Origin of the sequence: Plantibacter sp. VKM Ac-2880 (assembly GCF_015351235.1) — a bacterium.
Taxonomy (GTDB): Bacteria; Actinomycetota; Actinomycetes; order Actinomycetales; family Microbacteriaceae; genus Plantibacter.
In genome coordinates this window covers 2,468,629-2,485,050 of record NZ_JADKSJ010000001.1, presented here as the reverse complement: position 1 = coordinate 2,485,050, position 16,422 = coordinate 2,468,629, and the positions used below count along the sequence as shown (strand labels likewise).

Below are 16,422 nucleotides of genomic sequence, written 5' to 3'. Positions count from 1 at the left end.
CAGCCTAGACGCGGTCGACGCCCGCACCGGGCCCGACGGTGACGTGGTGTCGGCCGATGGGCAGCATGAGCGGCTTCCCCGAGGTGGGGTCCGTGATCACCTGGTTCTGGAGACCGAACACGGCGCGGACGGTCGCCTCGGTCAGGACCTCGTGCGGTGTCCCGGCCGCGTGGAGGCGTCCGCCGGCCAGGGCGATGAGGTGGTCGGCGTACCGTGCCGCGAGGTTGAGGTCGTGGAGCACCATCACGATCGTCGTGCCGCGGGAGCGGTTGAGGTCGGTGAGGAGGTCGAGCACCTCGATCTGGTGGCTGACGTCGAGGAAGGTGGTCGGTTCGTCGAGGAGGAGCAGGTCCGTCTGCTGGGCGAGGGCCATCGCGATCCACACCCGTTGGCGTTGCCCGCCGGACAGCTCGTCCACGTGGCGGTCGGCGAGCTCGCTCGTCTCGGTGGCGTCGAGTGCCGCGGCGACGGCGACGTCGTCTTCCGTGCTCCACCGCGAGAGGATGCCCTGGTGCGGGTGCCTGCCACGACCGACGAGGTCGGCGACAGTGATGCCCTCCGGAGCGATCGGCGATTGCGGGAGCAGCCCGAGCGTGCGCGCGAGCTGCTTGGCCGGCGTGCGGTGGACCTCCTTGCCGTCGAGGACGACCCGTCCGCCGCGGGGTGCGAGGAGGCGGGACATCGATCGGAGCAGGGTCGACTTCCCGCAGGCGTTGGCGCCGACGATGGCCGTCACCTTGCCGGGTGGGACGGCGAGGTCCAAGTGCTCGATGACGGTGCGGTCGCCGTACCCGAGAGTGAGCTGCTCGACGAGGAGCTGATGGTCGGTGGTCACGGGGTGCCTCCCGGGCGCGGGATCGAGACGGGGGTCGGATCGACCCGGGGCCGCGTCACAGCGAGCCTCCGGAACGGTTCGTGCGGATGATGAGCCAGATGAGGAACGGGGCGCCGAGAACGCCCGTCACGACCCCGACCGGGTAGCGGGTACCGAGCAGGTACTGTCCGGCGAGGTCGGCGACGAGCACGAGGAGCGCGCCGACCAGGGCGGCGGGCACGAGCATCGAGCCGCCGCGACCGACGATCCGGGAGGCGATGGGGCCGGACAGGAACGCGACGAAGGCGATCGGACCGGAGGCGGCGGTCGCGAACGCGATCAGGCCGACCGCGGCGACGATGACGATCAACCGCGTGCGGTCCACCCGGACCCCGAGGGCGGCGGCGGTGTCGTCGCCCAGCTGGGTCGCGGCGAGGTTCCTCGACTGGCCGAGGAGGACCGGTCCGAGCACGAACAGGGCCGCGACGACCGGCCCGACCTGGGCCCAGTTGGTGCCGTTGAGGCTCCCGGTCAGCCAGCGGGTCGCCTCCTGCAGGTCCCACTGCGCGGCACGAGACAGGATGTACGCGGTGACGCTGTCGAGCATGGCCGCGATGCCGATCCCGATGAGGATGAGCCGCGTCCCCGCCACCCCGCTCCGGTACGAGAGGAGGTAGACGAGGACGGCCACGGCGAGGCCGACGACGATCGCGAAGACCGAGACCGCGGTCGCGCCGAGCGAGAGGGTGACGATGGCGAACGCCGCCGCGGCGCTCGATCCGGCGCTGATCCCGATGATGTCGGGGCTCGCGAGCGGGTTCCGGAGCATCGTCTGGAAGGTGACCCCCGCGAGACCGAAGGAGGCGCCGGCGATCACGGCGAGGACGGCGCGGGGGAGGCGGAGCCGGCCGACGGTGAAGCCCGCGCCGGCGACGTCCTCGCCGAGGATCACGCGGACGACGTCGATCGGCGTGTAGAACGTGTTCCCGACCATGAGGGAGACGAGGAACACGGCGACGATGAGCGTTCCGAGCACGCCCATCACGAGGTCGCGGCGCTGCTTTCGCGCGCGGCGTCCCGCGCCGACGAGATCGCGTGTGGACGGCGCCTGCCCGGCGATCGCCGGGTGCGTGCTCCGTGCGTCGACGCTCACAGGGCGCTCACCTTCTGGCGGCGCACGATCGCGATGAAGATCGGCGCCCCGATCAGGGCGGTGATGATGCCGACGTCGATCTCGGACGGTCGGGCCACGATGCGGCCGAGGACGTCCGCGGCCGTGAGTAGGATCGCGCCGACGACGGCTGAGAACGGGAGCAACCACCGGTGGTCGACGCCGACGACGAGCCGACAGGCGTGTGGCACGACGAGCCCGACGAAACCGATGGGGCCGGTGACGGCGGTGGCCGCGCCGCACAGCACGACGGACCCGAGTGCCGCGGCTCCACGGGCGACCGCGACGCGTTCGCCGAGGCCGGCTGCGAGGTCGTCTCCGAGGGCGAGCGAGTTGAGGCCGCGCGCGGACAGGAGGCAGACGAGGAAGCCGACGACGAGGAACGGCAGCACCTGCTCGATCTGCCCGGCGGTGCCGCCACCGACCCCGCCGATCTGCCAGGAGCGCACGCTGCTGGCGATGTCGCCGCGGGGGAGCACGACCGCGGTGATGAACGAGGCGAGCGCGGCGGACGTCGCGGCGCCGGCCAGGGCGAGTTTCAGCGGGGTGGCCCCGCCACGGCCCAGCGAACCGACGGTGTAGACGAAGATGGCGGAGGCGGCGGCGCCGATGATGGCCACCCAGATGGTCGTGCTCGCCGCGGCGAGCCCGAAGTAGGCGAGGCCGGTGACGACCGCGAGCGAGGCGCCGAGGTTGATGCCGAGGATGCCGGGGTCGGCGAGCGGGTTCCGGGTGACGCCCTGCATGACGGCGCCCGAGACGCCGAGGGCTGCGCCGGCGAGGACGGCGAGGAGGGTCCGGGGGATGCGCTTGGCCACCGCGGCCTGGTCGAAGCCGTCGACACCGCCGGCGAAGGCACCGAGGACGGCCGACCACTCGACGTCACGCGATCCGATGGTGACGGAGCAGAGCATGGCAGCGACGAGGACGAGGGCTGCGACGAGGAGCCAGAGCCCGCGAACCCGCCTCGGGCGCCGCACGACGGCGACACTCGAGGCGGGTGGGGTGGCGGTACCGGTGATCACGCCGCCTGGTCTGCCGCCTGCGCGAGCAGCTTCAGGTAGTCGTCGAGGATCCACGAGATCGAGAGCGGCGTCGGGTTGGCGGCGGTGCCGAGCGGGCTGGTGCCTGGGAGGGCGACGATCGCACCGTTCGCGACGGCGGGCATCTGCGACAGCAGCGGGTCGGCCTCGAGCGCGGCGATGAGCTCGTCGCCGCCGTAGGTCACGATGATGTCGACGTCGCGGAAGGCGTCCGCCTGCTCGGCGCTCTGGGTGAGGGAGAACAGCTCGGTCTCGGCGGAGGCCGTCGCGACGCTCTCGGGGAACGCGAGGCCGAGGTCCTCGAAGAACGCGGTGCGCGTGTCGTGGGTCGTGTAGTAGCTGACCTCGCTGAGGTCGCTCGTGTCGACGTGCGTGAGGAACATCGCGGTCTTGCCCTCGAGCTGCGGGTACGCCTTCGCGGCCTCGGTGATCTCGCCCTCCAACTCGGTGACGAGTGCTTCACCCTCGTCGGCCATGCCCATCGCCTCACTGTTGAAGAGGATGGTGTCGCGCCAGGACGTGCCCCAGGCGGTCTCCGGGTATGCGACGACGGGCGCGATCTCGCTGAGCGTGTCGTAGTCCTCCTGCGTGAGGCCGGAGTACGCGGCGAGGATGACGTCCGGGTTCGTGTCGGCGACCGCCTCGAAGTCGATGCCGTCGGTCTCGTCGAAGAGGACGGGGGTCTCGGCGTCGAGGGATTCGAGCTTCTCCTCGACCCAGGGGAGCAGGCCGTCGCCGTCGTCGTCACCGAAGTTGGCGGCGGCCATCCCGACGGGGACGACGCCGAGGGCGAGGGGCACCTCGTGGTTCGCCCAGTTGACGGTGGCGACGCGTTCGGGCTTGGCGTCGATCGTCGTGGTGCCGAGGGCGTGCTCGATCGTGATCGGCGTGAAGCCGGCGTCGCCGCCGGCCCCCTCTTCGGCCGACGACGAGGAGCAGGCCGCGAGGCCGACGGTGAGGAACGCCGCCGCGGAGAGGGCGACGAGACGTGGTGCGCGCTGCATGGGGTCCTTTCGGGTGCTGCTGACTGATGCCGGCGCGCGGGCACGACGAACGACGGCGTCGGAGGACGTTGTCTGCGGTTCGGAGAGGGTGGCCGGTGGAGACCGGCGCCGCGCGGGGAGAGGCGGTGACGAAGGGTTGCCTAACCAAAGTTAGCTGTCGCTCGGTATGAGTGCAATCGAGTGGATCCGACGCGTTCCTTCGCGAATCGGACACGTTCGGTCGCGAAGCGTCAGGCGCTCAGCCGATGCGGAACCGGCCCGGACTCGTCCCGGTGACCCGGCGGAACGCCGTCCCGAACGCCGTGGCCGAGCGGTACCCGACGGCCGCCGCCACCTCGTCGATGCTGTCACCGGCGATGAGACGCGTGATGGCGTGCTGCACCCGCGCGGTGGCGACCCAGCGGGCGAACCCGAGCCCGGTCTCCGACTCGAACGTCCGAGTCACCGTCCGGGTGCTCACGCCGAGGAGTGCCGCCCATTCCGCGAGGGAGGTCCCGTCGGACGGACTCGTGCGGATCCGCTCGACGATCGGTGCCACGAGGCCGGACCGGGGCAGCCGCAGGAGCAGTTCGTGTTCGGCGGGCTCGAGGACGTCCAGGATGGTCGCCTCGGTGGTGGCTCTGGCACGATCCTCGAGCCGGGCCTCACTCAGCCGGTCGAGGAGGAGCCGCAGCAACGGGGTGAGCTCGACCGCCGTCGGCAGCTCGGAGATGGCTGGCACGTGGTCCACGCTGAACATCGCGGCCCGCTGCCAGGTGCCGGCGGGCGTCCAGCCGGTATGGCGCACGCCGGCCGGGATCCAGAGCGCGTGATGCGGGGTCACGGTCCAGACGCGGTCGCCGACGGTGGCGGTGGACGCGCCGTGATCGTTCCACAGGAGCTCGTGCGTGGGGTGCGAGTGTTCGTCCCAGTGGGTGTCGCGCGCGATGCGCTCGGTGTTCCCGCGGATGACGAACGGCACCGGGATCGCTCCCGCCTCGTACAGCGGGAGTCGACGGCGTGCCGGTGCGGTGCCCGTCCGTGCGTCGACGGACTGCTCCCAGGGGTCGAGGGAGGTGGGAGCGGACACCGCTCCAGCGTACGGGCGTCCGCGCCGGACCGCGTCGCTTCAGCGCTGCTTCAGCTTGCCCGCGCCAGACTGGGAGGCGCCGCTCGAGCGTCGACCGGCACGAAGCCGAGAGGTCATACCCGATGCGGATACTCGTCGTGGACGATGAGGTGCGGCTCGCCGACGGCGTCCGGCGGGGCCTCGAGGCGGAGGGCTTCGCCGTCGACGTCGCCTCGAACGGGGTCGATGGACTCTGGATGGCGGGCGAACACCGCTACGACGCGATCATCCTCGACATCATGATGCCCGGCATGAGCGGGTACCGCGTCTGCCAGCAGCTGCGTGACGCCGGAGACTGGACCCCGATCCTCATGCTCACCGCGAAGGACGGCGACTGGGACCAGGTCGAGGCCCTCGACACCGGCGCCGACGACTTCCTGAGCAAGCCGTTCTCGTTCGCCGTGCTCGTCGCCCGCATCCGGTCACTCGTCCGGCGGGGCTCCCGCGAGCGCCCGGCGGTGCTCGAGGTCGGCGAGCTCCGGCTCGATCCCGCGTCCAAACAGGTGCACCGCGGTGACGTCCCGATCGACCTCACCTCCCGCGAGTTCGCGGTCCTCGAGTTCCTCATGCGGCGCGGCGGTGAGGTCGTGTCGAAGCGCGAGGTCCTGCAGAATGTCTGGGACGACGACTTCGAGGGCGATCCCAACATCGTCGAGGTCTACGTCGGTCACCTGCGGAACAAGGTCGACCGGCCCTTCGACCGGGCCTCGCTCGAGACCGTGCGCGGTTTCGGGTATCGACTCGTGGGCGGCCGTGGCTGACGGCGGGCGGCGTGAGCCGGTCGCCGCCCGTCGGGCCCCGTGGCGGTCCGTCCGCGCTCGGGCGGCCCTGGGCTCGGTGCTCGCCGTCGCCCTGTTCCTCGGCGTCGGATCCATCGTCTTCGTCGGCCTGTTCTCGGCGACGTTGCGTTCCGGCGTCGAACAGAGCGCGGCGGCCGAGGCGGAGAGCGTCTCGGCGCAACTGACCGCCGCCGACGCCACGACGCTGCCCGCGGACGACGGCCGCCTGCTGGTCCTGCTGGAGGACGGGCGCGTCGTCGACCGGACGGACGACGAGATCGACCTGCCGACCCCGGTCCCCGACGGCGACTCCTTCGTCGCGATCGTCGACGACGAGCCGGTGCTGTTCGCGAGCGAGGACGTCGAAGTCGACGGACGCGACCTCGTGGTCCTCGCTGGCCGTTCCCTCGAGGAGACCGACGACGCCGTCGGACTCGTGGGCGTGCTGCTCCTGGTCGCCGTCCCTGTGCTCGTGGTGCTGATCGGCGCACTCACCTGGCTCCTCGTCGGACGGGCCCTGGCACCGGTGGAGCGCATCCGCCGCGAGGTCTCGGAGCTGGGAGCGGGGGAGCTGCATCGACGGATAGACGTGCCCGCGACGGGCGACGAGATCGGACGCCTGGCCGGGACGATGAACGAGTTGCTCGGTCGTCTGGAGGACGCTCAGACGGCGCAACGCCGCTTCGTGTCCGACGCCTCGCACGAGCTGCGGTCGCCGCTCGCGGTCATCAGGCAGTACGCGGAGGTCGCCTCGCTCCACCCGGACCGGGTCGACACGGCCGAGCTGTCCGCGACGGTGCTCGACGAAGGCGGCAGGATGCAGACCCTCGTCGAGTCGCTCCTGCTCCTCGCGAAACTCGACGAGGGGGCCTCCGGGGCCGGACGGCGCGCCCTCGACGTCGACGACCTCCTGCTGGCCGAGGCCGGCCGCCTCCGGTCCGTCGGCGGGCTGCGGGTCGATTCCTCGGCGGTCGCCGCGGCGAGGGTCGACGGTGACGAGGCGCTGCTCGCGCGGGCGGTGCGGAACCTCGTCGACAATGCTGCACGGCACGCACGCTCGGTGGTCCGTCTCGGATGCTCGTCCGACGGTCGGTCCGTGAGGATCGCCGTGGAGGACGACGGCCCGGGTGTGCCGGTCGAGCTGCGTGCGCGTGTGTTCGAACGCTTCGTGCGCCTCGACGAGAGTCGTTCCCGCGACGCCGGAGGATCGGGCTTGGGGCTCGCGATCGTGGCCGACGTCGTCCGGCTCCACGGGGGATCGGTCGAGCTCGGAGACAGCGGGCTCGGGGGAGCGGCCTTCGTCGTCGTGCTCCCCGCCTCGACCGCTTCCTGAACGCCGCTTCAGCTCGCTTCAGGCCCGCTTCAGCGCTCCTCGGACAGTCTGGGGCACATGAACGAGAACACAGCCTCTCAGCCCACCGACCCCAAGCACCCCACCGCAGCGACCGAGCGCATCGAGCCCGTCGAGCAGACCGAGCGGACCGGTACGACCGAGCACTCCGGGATCCCCGCAGCCCCCGCATCGAAGCCGACCTTCTGGCGCCGGAAGCCCGTCTGGATCACCGCGATCGTCGTCGGTGCCCTCGCCCTCGGCGGAGCCGGTGCAGCCTACGCGGTGGACGAGTTCGGAGACGCGGACGACGACCGCGTCGCGTCGGCGGCGGACGTCGATCGCGACGGTGGACCCATCGCCGACGACGCCGCAGGAACCAGCGACGACCGCGACGTCAGGGACGCCGACGACGTGCCGCTCACCCAGGACGAGTCGGACGCGGCCTCGAAGGCTGCCCTCGCCGAGGCGAAGGGCGGCTCGGTGGCCGATATCGACCGCAGCGACGACCCCGGCGTCGCCTTCGAGGTCGACGTGCTCCTCGACAACGGTGACGAGCTCGAGGTCGCCCTCGACGCCGACTACACCGTGGTCACGAGCGTCCTCGACCCCCGCGACTGAGGTCGACGCCGCCTGGTGCGGAACGACGAGGGCCGGACGGAATCCTGGGATTCCGTCCGGCCCTCGTCGCATGCGCGGAGCGCTAGGAGCGCGGCTTGCGGTCGTAGGACCCGCCGCCCGAGCCCGACTCGTCGTCGCGTCGGCGGGCGGGACCACCACGGTCGGGACGGAGCTCGATGAGCTTGCCGCTGATCCGGGTGTTCTCGAGCTTGTCGAACACGTCGTTGCCGAGGCTCGCGGGCAGCTCGACGATCGAGAAGTCCGGCTTGATCTGGATCGCGCCGAAGTCCTCGCGCTTCAAGCCGCCCTCGTTCGCGAGCGCACCCACGATCTGGCGCGGGTCCACCTTCTGGCGACGACCGACCGCGATGCGGTAGGGCGCCATCGGGCCGCTGGACGGGCGGCTGCGACGCTCGGGACGGTCACCCTGATCGCCACGGTCGCCACGGTCGAACCGCGCGCCGCGGTCGCCGGAGTCGCGGCGCTCGCGACCGGCGCGGTCGTTGCCGCGGTTGGTGTTGTCGAACTCCTCACGACGACGACGCTCGTCCTCGGCGGAGAGCAGCAGCGGCGTCTCACCCTGCGACACGACGGCCAGGGCCGCGGCGACGTCGGCTTCGGGGACGTCATGGTGCGAGACGTAGTGACCGATGATCTCGCGGAAGCGCTCGATGCGGTCGGTCTGGCCAAGCGCCTCGGTGATGGCGTCGTCGAATCGCGTGAGGCGCGTGGCGTTGACGTCGTCGACGCTCGGCAGCTGCATCTGGGTGAGCGGCTGGCGGGTCGCGCGCTCGATCGCCTTCAGCAGGTGGCGCTCGCGCGGGGTGACGAAGCTGATCGCGTCACCGGTGCGTCCGGCGCGGCCGGTGCGTCCGATGCGGTGCACGTACGACTCGGTGTCGACCGGGATGTCGTAGTTCACGACATGGCTGATGCGCTCCACGTCGAGGCCTCGCGCGGCCACGTCGGTGGCGACGAGGATGTCGAGCTTGCCGGCCTTCAGCTGGTTGACGGTGCGCTCACGCTGCACCTGCGCCACGTCGCCGTTGATCGCCGCGGCCGAGTACCCGCGGGCACGGAGCTTCTCGGCGAGGGTCTCGGTCTCGTTCTTCGTGCGCGTGAAGATGATCATCGCGCTGAAGTTCTCGGTCTCGAGGATGCGGGTCAGGGCGTCGACCTTCTGCGGGTACGACACCGTGAGGTAGCGCTGCGTGATGCTGGCGGAGGTCGTGGTCTTCGTCTTGACCGTGATCTCTTCCGGGTTGTTCAGGTACTTTGCGGAGATACGGCGGATCGACGACGGCATCGTCGCGGAGAACAGGGCGACCTGCTTCTCCTTCGGGGTGTCGGCGAGGATCGTCTCGACGTCCTCGGCGAAGCCCATCTTCAGCATCTCGTCGGCCTCGTCGAGCACGAGGTACTTGAGCTCGGTGAGGTCGAGGGTGCCCTTCTCCAGGTGGTCCATGATGCGACCGGGGGTACCGACGACGATGTGGACGCCGCGGCGGAGCGCGGAGAGCTGCACGCCATAGCCCTGGCCGCCGTAGACGGGGAGCACGTGGACGCCCCGCAGGTGCGTCGCGTACTTCTCGAACGCCTCGCAGACCTGCAGGGCGAGCTCGCGCGTCGGCGCGAGGACGAGGGCCTGCGGCGTCTTCTGCGCGAGGTCGAGTCGGGAGAGGATCGGGAGGGCGAATGCGGCGGTCTTCCCGGTTCCCGTCTGGGCGAGGCCGACGACGTCGCGTCCCTCGAGCAGCAGCGGGATGGTGGCCGCCTGGATGGCGGACGGGGTCTCGTAACCGACATCCTTCAGTACCTTGAGCACCGCGTCGTCGAGGCCGAGGTCGGAGAAGGTCTGCGTAGCGCCGGCGGGTTCCGCCTCGGGCTGCGTCGTGGAATCAGAAGACGTCATACTCCTAACGGTAGTCGCAACGCAAGCGTTTGCAGGACATCGTCTGGAGCGGAGGTCGCCGCGTCGCTGCCCGAGGCGTTCGCCTCAGCGGTTCAGAGGCTGCCCCACCGGGCGCGGGCGCCGCAGAACAGGCCGTAGGCGATGAGGCCGACACCGACCACGAGCAGGATCACGACGCCGAACGGGAGCGCGGCGAGCGCGGAGATGGCACCGTCCATCCCGGAGGCCTTCTCCGCGTCCTGGGTGGCTGCGGCGACGATGAAGAGGATCCCGACGGTGACGAGGGCGACCCCCTTGGCGACCCATCCGACGATCCCGAGGACCACGACGGCCCGCTTGGTCGTGCCGGTCGGCGGGTGCACATCCTCGAGGAACTTCTGCGTCACGCCCTTGAAGACGAAGAAGCCGCCGATCCCCATGACGACGAGGCCGACGGCGATGACGACGAACACCCCGCCGGGTGAGGACAGGAGCGTCGCCGTCAGGCCCTTGCTGGACTGCGACGAATCGCTGCTGCCGCCGAGGGCGAAGGTGAGCGCCGTGGATCCGACGGCGAGGTAGGCGATCGCGCGTCCGGCGGTCGAGATGCGCTTGCTCCACCGTTTCCGCGTGTCGGACTCGCTGACGAGGAACGCCGCGATGACCGTCCACAGCCCGAGTGCCAGCAGGCCGGCGGCGACGACCCAGATGATCACGATCCCGCCTGGTGTGCCGGCGAGCGTCTTGAGTGCACCGGACTGGTCGGCGTCGCCGCCGCCGGATCCGCCGCCGGACAGGGCGATCGAGATCGCGATCCCGCCGATGAGGACGTGGAGGAGTCCGTTGACGGCGTGGCCGGTGCGGGCGAGCGTTCGGAGGGTCGTGCTGTTCTTGGCGGTTCCTGCGGCGTGGTCTGCGGTGGCGCGTGCGTTCGAAGGCATCAGACCACGCTAGCCGCCGCGAACTCGTGCCGACGGGGGGTTGCGCACCCGGCATGCGGGCCGGCCGCCGACCGACGTCCGATCCGGAAGGCACCTCGCTTCCGAATGATCCGCATGCACCTGAACCCCTCCCGCCCTGCCGTGCCGTGCGATCCTTCCGTCATCACCGCCGATGAGACCGCCCTCGGACTCGGACGCGTGACGGTGGACACGGACATCGGACCCGTCACCGTGCGGGCCGGTCGTGAGGCCGGAGGACCGGCGACGATCCTCCTGCACGGCGCGGCGGGGTCCTGGACGACTTGGTCGCCGTTCCTCCGCGCCGACGACGCGCGAGGTGCGGTCGTCGACGACGTCATCGCCGTGGACCTCCCCGGGTGGGGCGAGTCACCGGCGGCTGCTCGGGGACCAGTGAGCGTCCGTGCGCTCTCGGACGCGGTCGCCACCGTGGCCAGATCGCTCGGCTACCGCTCCTGGCGGGTCGTCGGGCACTCGCTCGGCGGCTTCGTGGCGCTCGACCTCGCGGTCCGCGAGCCCGACGCGACGATCCGCGTCGACCTCGTCTCACCGACCGGCGTCGGCGTCGTCGAGGCGATCCGTCACCCCGTGACAGGTGGGGCCCGCCTGCCGTGGTTCGCGGGCATGCTCGTCGGCATGCGCGTGCTGGAGGTCCTGGGCTCCCGGGGCCCGGCGCTCCTCCGCCTCCTGAACCGCGCCGGACTCCTGGCGCCGCTCATGTCGCCGCTCTTCGGACGACGCCGCGACCTCGACCGGTCCGTCGTCGACGCACTCGCCGCGGACGTGCGACCCGCGACCTTCCTGGCGGCGACGCGCGCTGCAGCCGCCTACGACCTGCACGGGTGGCGCGGTGTGCGCTGTCCCGTCCGCTGCGCCATGGGCGAGCGGGACGTCTTCGTCGGTTCCGACGACGCGGCCGTCCTCGCGGCGCTCGTCCCCGACCTCCGGGTGTACACGCTGGCCGGGGCGGGTCACTTCGCCGCGGTGGAACGCCCCGAGGCGGTCCTGGAGCATTACACCGCCGACTGATCTCACGGTCTGTCGGGCGTGTTGCGGCAGGGATCCGCTATCCTGGAAGCCTGCCCGACTTCGTGGTTGGGGTGGTTGATCGTCCGCACCGTGCTGCATTCGCGCCGTGTGTCGAGCATCGATCTGGGGCTGGAAACCCCCAGCACCCGCACCCCTCGCTCGGAGGTCCCCTATGTCTGCGTCCGCAGCCACCGCATCCCACGCCACTGCACCGCCGTCCGGCTCGACCGGTCGCCGTTGGTGGGTGCTCGTCGTCCTCGCGATGACGCAGCTCATCGTCGTGCTCGACGGCACGATCGTCAACATCGCCCTGCCGGCCGCCCAGCGCGAGCTCGACCTGTCCGACACCCAGCGTCAGTGGGTCGTGACCGCGTACGCGCTGGCGTTCGGGGCACTGCTCCTCCTCGGTGGCCGGATAGCCGATTACTGGGGTCGGAAGCGCACCTACCTCGTCGGCATGGTGGGCTTCGGCGCAGCATCGGCGTTCGGCGGATTCGCGCAGAGCGGGACCGAACTGATCGTCGCCCGCGGCCTGCAGGGCGTCTTCGCGGCCCTCATGGCTCCCGCGGCGCTCGCACTGCTCACGGTGACCTTCACCCACGGCCGCGACCGCAACACGGCGTTCGCCGTCTTCGGTACGGTCGCCGGAGCCGGCGCGGCCGTCGGCCTCATCCTCGGTGGGGTGCTCACCGAGTTCGTCGACTGGCGCTGGTGCCTCCTCGTCAACGTGCCGTTCGTCATCGTCGGCCTGATCGCCGGGCTCATCCTCGTGACCGAGAGCAAGGCCGAGGGCGACAACCGCTACGACTGGCTCGGCGCGATCACCGTCATCCTGGGGCTCGGTTCCCTGGTCTACGGCTTCACGCTCGCCGAGGGCGGCTGGGGCCGCATCGACACCATCGGCTTCCTCGCGCTCGGCGCCGGACTCCTGGCCCTGTTCGTCGTCATCGAGATGCGCGTGGCCCAGCCGCTGCTGCCGTTGCGCATCGTCGCCGACCGCGTGCGCGGTGGTGCCTTCCTCATGCAGATGATCGTCGGCAGCGTCATGATCGGCGCGCTCCTCTACCTGACCTTCCACCTGCAGATCGTGCTCGGCTTCCCGCCGCTCGAGGCGGGGATCGCGACCCTGCCGATGACCGCAGCGATCATGATCGTCGCCCCCATCGCCACCAAGCTCCTGCCGGCGATCGGTCCGCGCCCACTGCTCATCGTCGGTCCGCTGATCGCTGCGGCGTCCCTCGTGTACCTCAGCCGCATCACCGCCGACGGGAACTACTTCGTGCAGGTGCTCCCGGCGCTCATCGTGCTCGGGATCGGTATGGCCATGGTCTTCGTGCCGATGCAGAACCTGGCGCTGACCGGTGTCGCCCCGCACGACGCCGGAGCCGCCTCCGCCACGGCGAACGCCTCCATGCAGATCGGCGGCTCGATCGGGCTGTCGGTCTTCACCACCGTCTACGCCAGTGTCACCGACCAGGCGACCGTCACCGATCAGGCGTCGCAGCTGGTGGCGTTCACCCAGGGCTACTCGGCCGCGTTCATCGCCGCTGCCGTCGGACTCGTCATCGCGAGCCTCATCGCCGTGGTCTGCATCCGGGGCCGCAAGGAGGACCTCCTGCCCTCCGGTGACCAGCAGGCGGTCCACCTGGGCTGAGTCCGCCCGCGCGTCGCTAGCTGCGGGGTGCGTAGGTCGAGAGCACGTTGCCGGAGCTCGTCTGCACGGAGCGGACGAGCTCCAGCCGCGTCACGGGGTCGCTCGGCTCGAACAGGTGGCGCCCGGCGCCGGCGACGACCGGGTGGACCATGAGCGTGAGGCGGTCGAGGAGACCTGCGAAGAGGAGCTGCCGCACGACGGAGATGCTCGACGTGTCCGTTCTACTCCGCTCCGGCCATGAGCACCACCCTCGTGACGACCTCCGGACGGACGCGTACCGTGTTCGGCATGGCCAGCACCGCGATCGTCCTCACCGTCCCCGGACCGCACGGCGACCGGGAGGTGCGGCTGTCGAGTCCCGAGCGGGTGCTCTGGGAGGAGCCCGGCATCACCAAGCAGGAGCTCGCCGAGTACCTCATCGAGGTGGCGCCGGCGTTCCTCGCGGCCAACGGCGACCGGCCCGTGTCGCTGCAGCGTTTCCCGGGAGGTGTCGACGGTGAGTGGTTCTTCTCGAAGAACCCGCCGAAGGGTGCCCCCGCATATGTGCGCGCCGTGGACGTCGTGTACCCGAGCGGGCGGCAGCATCCGCAGCTCGTGCTCGATGAAGCGGCAGCGGTCGTCTGGGCCGCGCAGATGAACACGGTCGTGTTCCATCCGTGGCCGTCGCGGGCGGTCGACCCTGATCGGCCCGACGAGCTGCGGATCGACCTCGACCCGCAGCCGGGTACCGACTTCGCCGACGCCGTCCGTGTGGCCGGCTCGCTGCGGGAGCTGCTGACGGAGGTCGGGTTGACCGGTTTCGTGAAGACCTCCGGGAGCCGCGGGGTCCACGTGTTCGCCCCCATCGAGCCGGAGCACGAGTTCCTGGACGTCCGGCACGCGGTGATCGCCGCGGCACGCGAACTGGAGCGGCGGGATCCGTCCCGCGTGACGACGTCCTGGTGGAAGGAGGAACGCGGCGAGCGCATCTTCGTCGACTACAACCAGGCGAACCGGGATCGGACCATGGCCGGTGCCTACAGTCCGCGTGCGTTGGCAGCGGCGACGGTCTCGTGCCCGGTCACCTGGGACGAGCTGGCGGAGATCGACCCTGGCGCGTTCACGGTCCGGACGGTGCCGGAGCGGCTGCGGTCGACGGGCGACCCGTGGGCTGGGATGCATGATCACCCCGGACGGATCGACGTCCTCCTGCAGTGGTGGGCACGGGACCTCGAGCAGGGCTTGGGCGAGCTCCCGTTCCCTCCCGACTTCCCGAAGATGCCGGGGGAGCCGCCGCGGGTGCAGCCGAGTCGGGCGAAGCACCCCGAGGAGTGACCTGTGGACGCACGAACGCCCGGTGATCGTCGATCACCGGGCGTTCCGTGCGTGTACGGGGCTATTCGGCCTTGCCGAGGGCGAAGCGCACGCCGCCCTGCTCGTCGATCTGCGCGTCGAGGACGGCGTCGCTGAGCGCGACCGCTGCGGACTCCTCGAGGAACACGGTGGCTCCTGCGCTCTCGATGATCTGGTCCGCGTCGTGCGGCGTGGCGGTCATGGTGACTTCGAAGTTGTTGTCGTCGGAGCTGCTGATGCGCAGTCCGGCGCCGTGCGTGAGCGACGACGCGTCGTCCGGGACGACCAGTCCCGGGGTGAGTGGTGCGTTCTCGGCGAGGGTCTTGACGACTCGGCCGGCGTTCTCGGTCAGGGTGAGCATGTGTGTTCTCCGTTCCGTTCGCGGATACGAGTTCCCCACCTTGCTCGGGTTCGGCCGGGTGCGCCACCAGCTCGGCGATCCTCTGCGGGAACTGCCAAGCAACTCTGCAGGGATTCACACCTGGCGGGTCGGCAGTAGCACACCTCGCGCGTGAGCTCTTGGGGGAGGCCCGGGCGGAGCGGGCTGCTAGCGTCGAAGGTGCTGTCCGGCGCGATCACCCCGCCCCACGGCACCCCCAACCCCCACAGCTCGAGGAGTCCTATGACCACCGTCGCCGCCATCATCAAGCCCACTGCCGACGCCCCCTTCGAGGTCGGCTCGATCGAGCGTCGCGCTCCGCGGGCCAACGACGTCGTCATCGACGTCCTCTACGCGGGCATCTGCCACAGCGACATCCACCAGGCCCGTGAGGAGTGGGGCAAGGCCATCTTCCCGATGGTGCCCGGTCACGAGATCGCCGGTGTCGTCACCGAGGTCGGCGAGGGCGTCACGAAGCACCGGGTCGGCGACCGCGTCGGCATCGGCTGTTTCGTCGACTCCTGCCGTGAGTGCGAGAACTGCGTCGCCGGCGAGGAGCAGTTCTGCCTCAAGGGCAACGTCGCCACCTACAACGGTCGCGAGTACGACGGAGAGCCCACCTACGGCGGGTACAGCAAACAGATCGTCGCCGACGAGAACTACGTGTTGAGCATCCCCGAGGGCATCGAGCTCGACGTGGCCGCTCCGCTCCTGTGTGCCGGTATCACCACGTACTCCCCGCTGAAGCACTGGGGTGCCGGTCCCGGCAAGCAGGTCGCGATCGTCGGCATGGGTGGCCTCGGTCACATGGGCGTGAAGATCGCGCACGCGCTCGGCGCCGAGGTCACCGTCCTCAGCCAGACGACCTCCAAGGAGGCCGACGGCAAGCGCTTCGGAGCCGACCACTACTACGCCACCGGTGAGGAAGGCACGCTGAAGTCGCTCCGTGGCCGCTTCGACCTCATCATCAACACCGTCTCGGCCGACCTCGACATCGACGCGTACCTGTCGACGCTGAAGCTCAACGGCTCGATGGTCTTCGTCGGCCTGCCGGAGAACACCCAGCAGTTCCGCGTGTTCTCCCTGGTGGGAGGCCGTCGCTCGCTCGCCGGCTCGAACATCGGCGGCATCCGCGAGACGCAGGAGATGCTCGACTTCTGCGCCGAGCACGGCATCGGCTCGGAGATCGAGCTCATCGGCGCCGACGAGGTCGAGGGCGCGTACGACCGCGTCGTCCGCAGCGACGTCCGCTACCGCTTCGTCATCGACACGGCGACGATCGGCTGATCGCACCGTTAGCCTGAGAAC

15 protein-coding genes and 1 pseudogene are annotated in these 16,422 nt (G+C 70.6%); 7 read left to right on the top strand and 9 right to left on the bottom strand.

Translation table 11 applies throughout. The features are described from left to right. Window positions 1-4 precede the first annotated feature (4 nt). From ITJ57_RS11920 to ITJ57_RS11900, 5 genes are all read right to left on the bottom strand, one after another. A complete protein-coding gene (locus ITJ57_RS11920; RefSeq protein ID WP_194670170.1) occupies window positions 5-835 on the bottom strand; it encodes an ABC transporter ATP-binding protein in 831 nt (276 codons plus the stop codon). A gap of 55 nt (window positions 836-890) precedes the next feature. Further along, entirely contained in the window at window positions 891-1,967 is a 1,077-nt protein-coding gene (locus ITJ57_RS11915; RefSeq protein ID WP_370582350.1) for a FecCD family ABC transporter permease, read from the bottom strand. Further along, window positions 1,964-3,007, bottom strand: coding sequence for a FecCD family ABC transporter permease (locus ITJ57_RS11910; RefSeq protein ID WP_370582367.1), 1,044 nt, complete (start codon window positions 3,005-3,007; stop codon window positions 1,964-1,966). The genes ITJ57_RS11915 and ITJ57_RS11910 overlap by 4 nt, the downstream gene beginning before the upstream one ends. After that, window positions 3,007-4,032 carry an iron-siderophore ABC transporter substrate-binding protein gene (locus tag ITJ57_RS11905; protein ID WP_194670169.1) on the bottom strand — a complete coding sequence of 342 codons (1,026 nt, stop codon included), beginning with the start codon at window positions 4,030-4,032 and terminating at the stop codon, window positions 3,007-3,009. Before ITJ57_RS11905 ends, ITJ57_RS11910 begins: the two co-directional genes overlap by 1 nt. Before the next feature lie 238 nt (window positions 4,033-4,270). Beyond that, window positions 4,271-5,101: an AraC family transcriptional regulator gene (locus ITJ57_RS11900; RefSeq protein ID WP_194670168.1), complete on the bottom strand. Its 831-nt coding sequence runs from the start codon at window positions 5,099-5,101 to the stop codon at window positions 4,271-4,273. 122 nt (window positions 5,102-5,223) lie between these two features. Here ITJ57_RS11900 and ITJ57_RS11895 point away from each other — a divergent pair, with 122 nt between their 5' ends. From ITJ57_RS11895 to ITJ57_RS11885, 3 genes are read left to right on the top strand one after another with little or no spacing between them, the layout of a single operon-like run. Continuing rightward, entirely contained in the window at window positions 5,224-5,901 is a 678-nt protein-coding gene (locus ITJ57_RS11895) for a response regulator transcription factor (RefSeq protein WP_194670167.1), read from the top strand. After that, window positions 5,894-7,252, top strand: coding sequence for a HAMP domain-containing sensor histidine kinase (locus ITJ57_RS11890; protein ID WP_194670166.1), 1,359 nt, complete (start codon window positions 5,894-5,896; stop codon window positions 7,250-7,252). The genes ITJ57_RS11895 and ITJ57_RS11890 overlap by 8 nt, the downstream gene beginning before the upstream one ends. Before the next feature lie 57 nt (window positions 7,253-7,309). Next, a complete protein-coding gene (locus tag ITJ57_RS11885; RefSeq protein ID WP_194670165.1) occupies window positions 7,310-7,870 on the top strand; it encodes a hypothetical protein in 561 nt (186 codons plus the stop codon). Between the two features lie 82 nt (window positions 7,871-7,952). Here ITJ57_RS11885 and ITJ57_RS11880 read toward each other — a convergent pair whose 3' ends face one another. Continuing rightward, complete coding sequence (locus tag ITJ57_RS11880) at window positions 7,953-9,782, bottom strand: DEAD/DEAH box helicase (protein WP_194670164.1); 1,830 nt, start codon at window positions 9,780-9,782, stop codon at window positions 7,953-7,955. Between the two features lie 92 nt (window positions 9,783-9,874). After that, complete coding sequence (locus ITJ57_RS11875; RefSeq protein WP_194670163.1) at window positions 9,875-10,702, bottom strand: DUF1206 domain-containing protein; 828 nt, start codon at window positions 10,700-10,702, stop codon at window positions 9,875-9,877. Between the two features lie 114 nt (window positions 10,703-10,816). On the opposite strand from ITJ57_RS11875, the gene ITJ57_RS11870 reads away from it, so the two are divergent. Together ITJ57_RS11870 and ITJ57_RS11865 are read left to right on the top strand one after the other, a co-directional pair. After that, entirely contained in the window at window positions 10,817-11,749 is a 933-nt protein-coding gene (locus ITJ57_RS11870; protein ID WP_194670162.1) for an alpha/beta fold hydrolase, read from the top strand. Window positions 11,750-11,921: 172 nt separating this feature from the next. Next, window positions 11,922-13,403: an MFS transporter gene (locus ITJ57_RS11865; RefSeq protein ID WP_194670161.1), complete on the top strand. Its 1,482-nt coding sequence runs from the start codon at window positions 11,922-11,924 to the stop codon at window positions 13,401-13,403. Window positions 13,404-13,419: 16 nt separating this feature from the next. Here the strand turns inward: ITJ57_RS11865 and ITJ57_RS11860 are convergent. Further along, a pseudogene (locus ITJ57_RS11860) lies at window positions 13,420-13,611 on the bottom strand (dihydrofolate reductase family protein); the annotation flags it as partial. An 80-nt stretch (window positions 13,612-13,691) separates the two neighbouring features. On the opposite strand from ITJ57_RS11860, the gene ligD reads away from it, so the two are divergent. Next, entirely contained in the window at window positions 13,692-14,717 is a 1,026-nt protein-coding gene (gene ligD / locus ITJ57_RS11855; RefSeq protein ID WP_194670403.1) for a non-homologous end-joining DNA ligase, read from the top strand. 61 nt (window positions 14,718-14,778) lie between these two features. Here ligD and ITJ57_RS11850 read toward each other — a convergent pair whose 3' ends face one another. After that, window positions 14,779-15,096: a Fe-S cluster assembly protein HesB gene (locus ITJ57_RS11850; protein ID WP_194670160.1), complete on the bottom strand. Its 318-nt coding sequence runs from the start codon at window positions 15,094-15,096 to the stop codon at window positions 14,779-14,781. A 261-nt stretch (window positions 15,097-15,357) separates the two neighbouring features. Between ITJ57_RS11850 and ITJ57_RS11845 the strand changes: the two genes are divergently transcribed. Continuing rightward, window positions 15,358-16,401, top strand: a complete 1,044-nt coding sequence (locus ITJ57_RS11845) for an NAD(P)-dependent alcohol dehydrogenase (RefSeq protein WP_194670159.1) — start codon at window positions 15,358-15,360, stop codon at window positions 16,399-16,401. Window positions 16,402-16,422 lie beyond the last annotated feature (21 nt).

Excerpts from the sequence above, each read along its gene's own strand:
- ITJ57_RS11905 (WP_194670169.1), bottom strand. The coding sequence starts at position 4,032 with ATGCAGCGCGCACCACGTCTCGTCGCCCTCTCCGCGGCGGCGTTCCTC.
- ITJ57_RS11895 (WP_194670167.1), top strand. The coding sequence starts at position 5,224 with ATGCGGATACTCGTCGTGGACGATGAGGTGCGGCTCGCCGACGGCGTC.
- ITJ57_RS11885 (WP_194670165.1), top strand. The coding sequence starts at position 7,310 with ATGAACGAGAACACAGCCTCTCAGCCCACCGACCCCAAGCACCCCACC.
- ITJ57_RS11880 (WP_194670164.1), bottom strand. The coding sequence starts at position 9,782 with ATGACGTCTTCTGATTCCACGACGCAGCCCGAGGCGGAACCCGCCGGC.
- ITJ57_RS11875 (WP_194670163.1), bottom strand. The coding sequence starts at position 10,702 with ATGCCTTCGAACGCACGCGCCACCGCAGACCACGCCGCAGGAACCGCC.
- ITJ57_RS11870 (WP_194670162.1), top strand. The coding sequence starts at position 10,817 with ATGCACCTGAACCCCTCCCGCCCTGCCGTGCCGTGCGATCCTTCCGTC.
- ITJ57_RS11865 (WP_194670161.1), top strand. The coding sequence starts at position 11,922 with ATGTCTGCGTCCGCAGCCACCGCATCCCACGCCACTGCACCGCCGTCC.
- ligD (WP_194670403.1), top strand. The coding sequence starts at position 13,692 with ATGGCCAGCACCGCGATCGTCCTCACCGTCCCCGGACCGCACGGCGAC.
- ITJ57_RS11850 (WP_194670160.1), bottom strand. The coding sequence starts at position 15,096 with ATGCTCACCCTGACCGAGAACGCCGGCCGAGTCGTCAAGACCCTCGCC.
- ITJ57_RS11845 (WP_194670159.1), top strand. The coding sequence starts at position 15,358 with ATGACCACCGTCGCCGCCATCATCAAGCCCACTGCCGACGCCCCCTTC.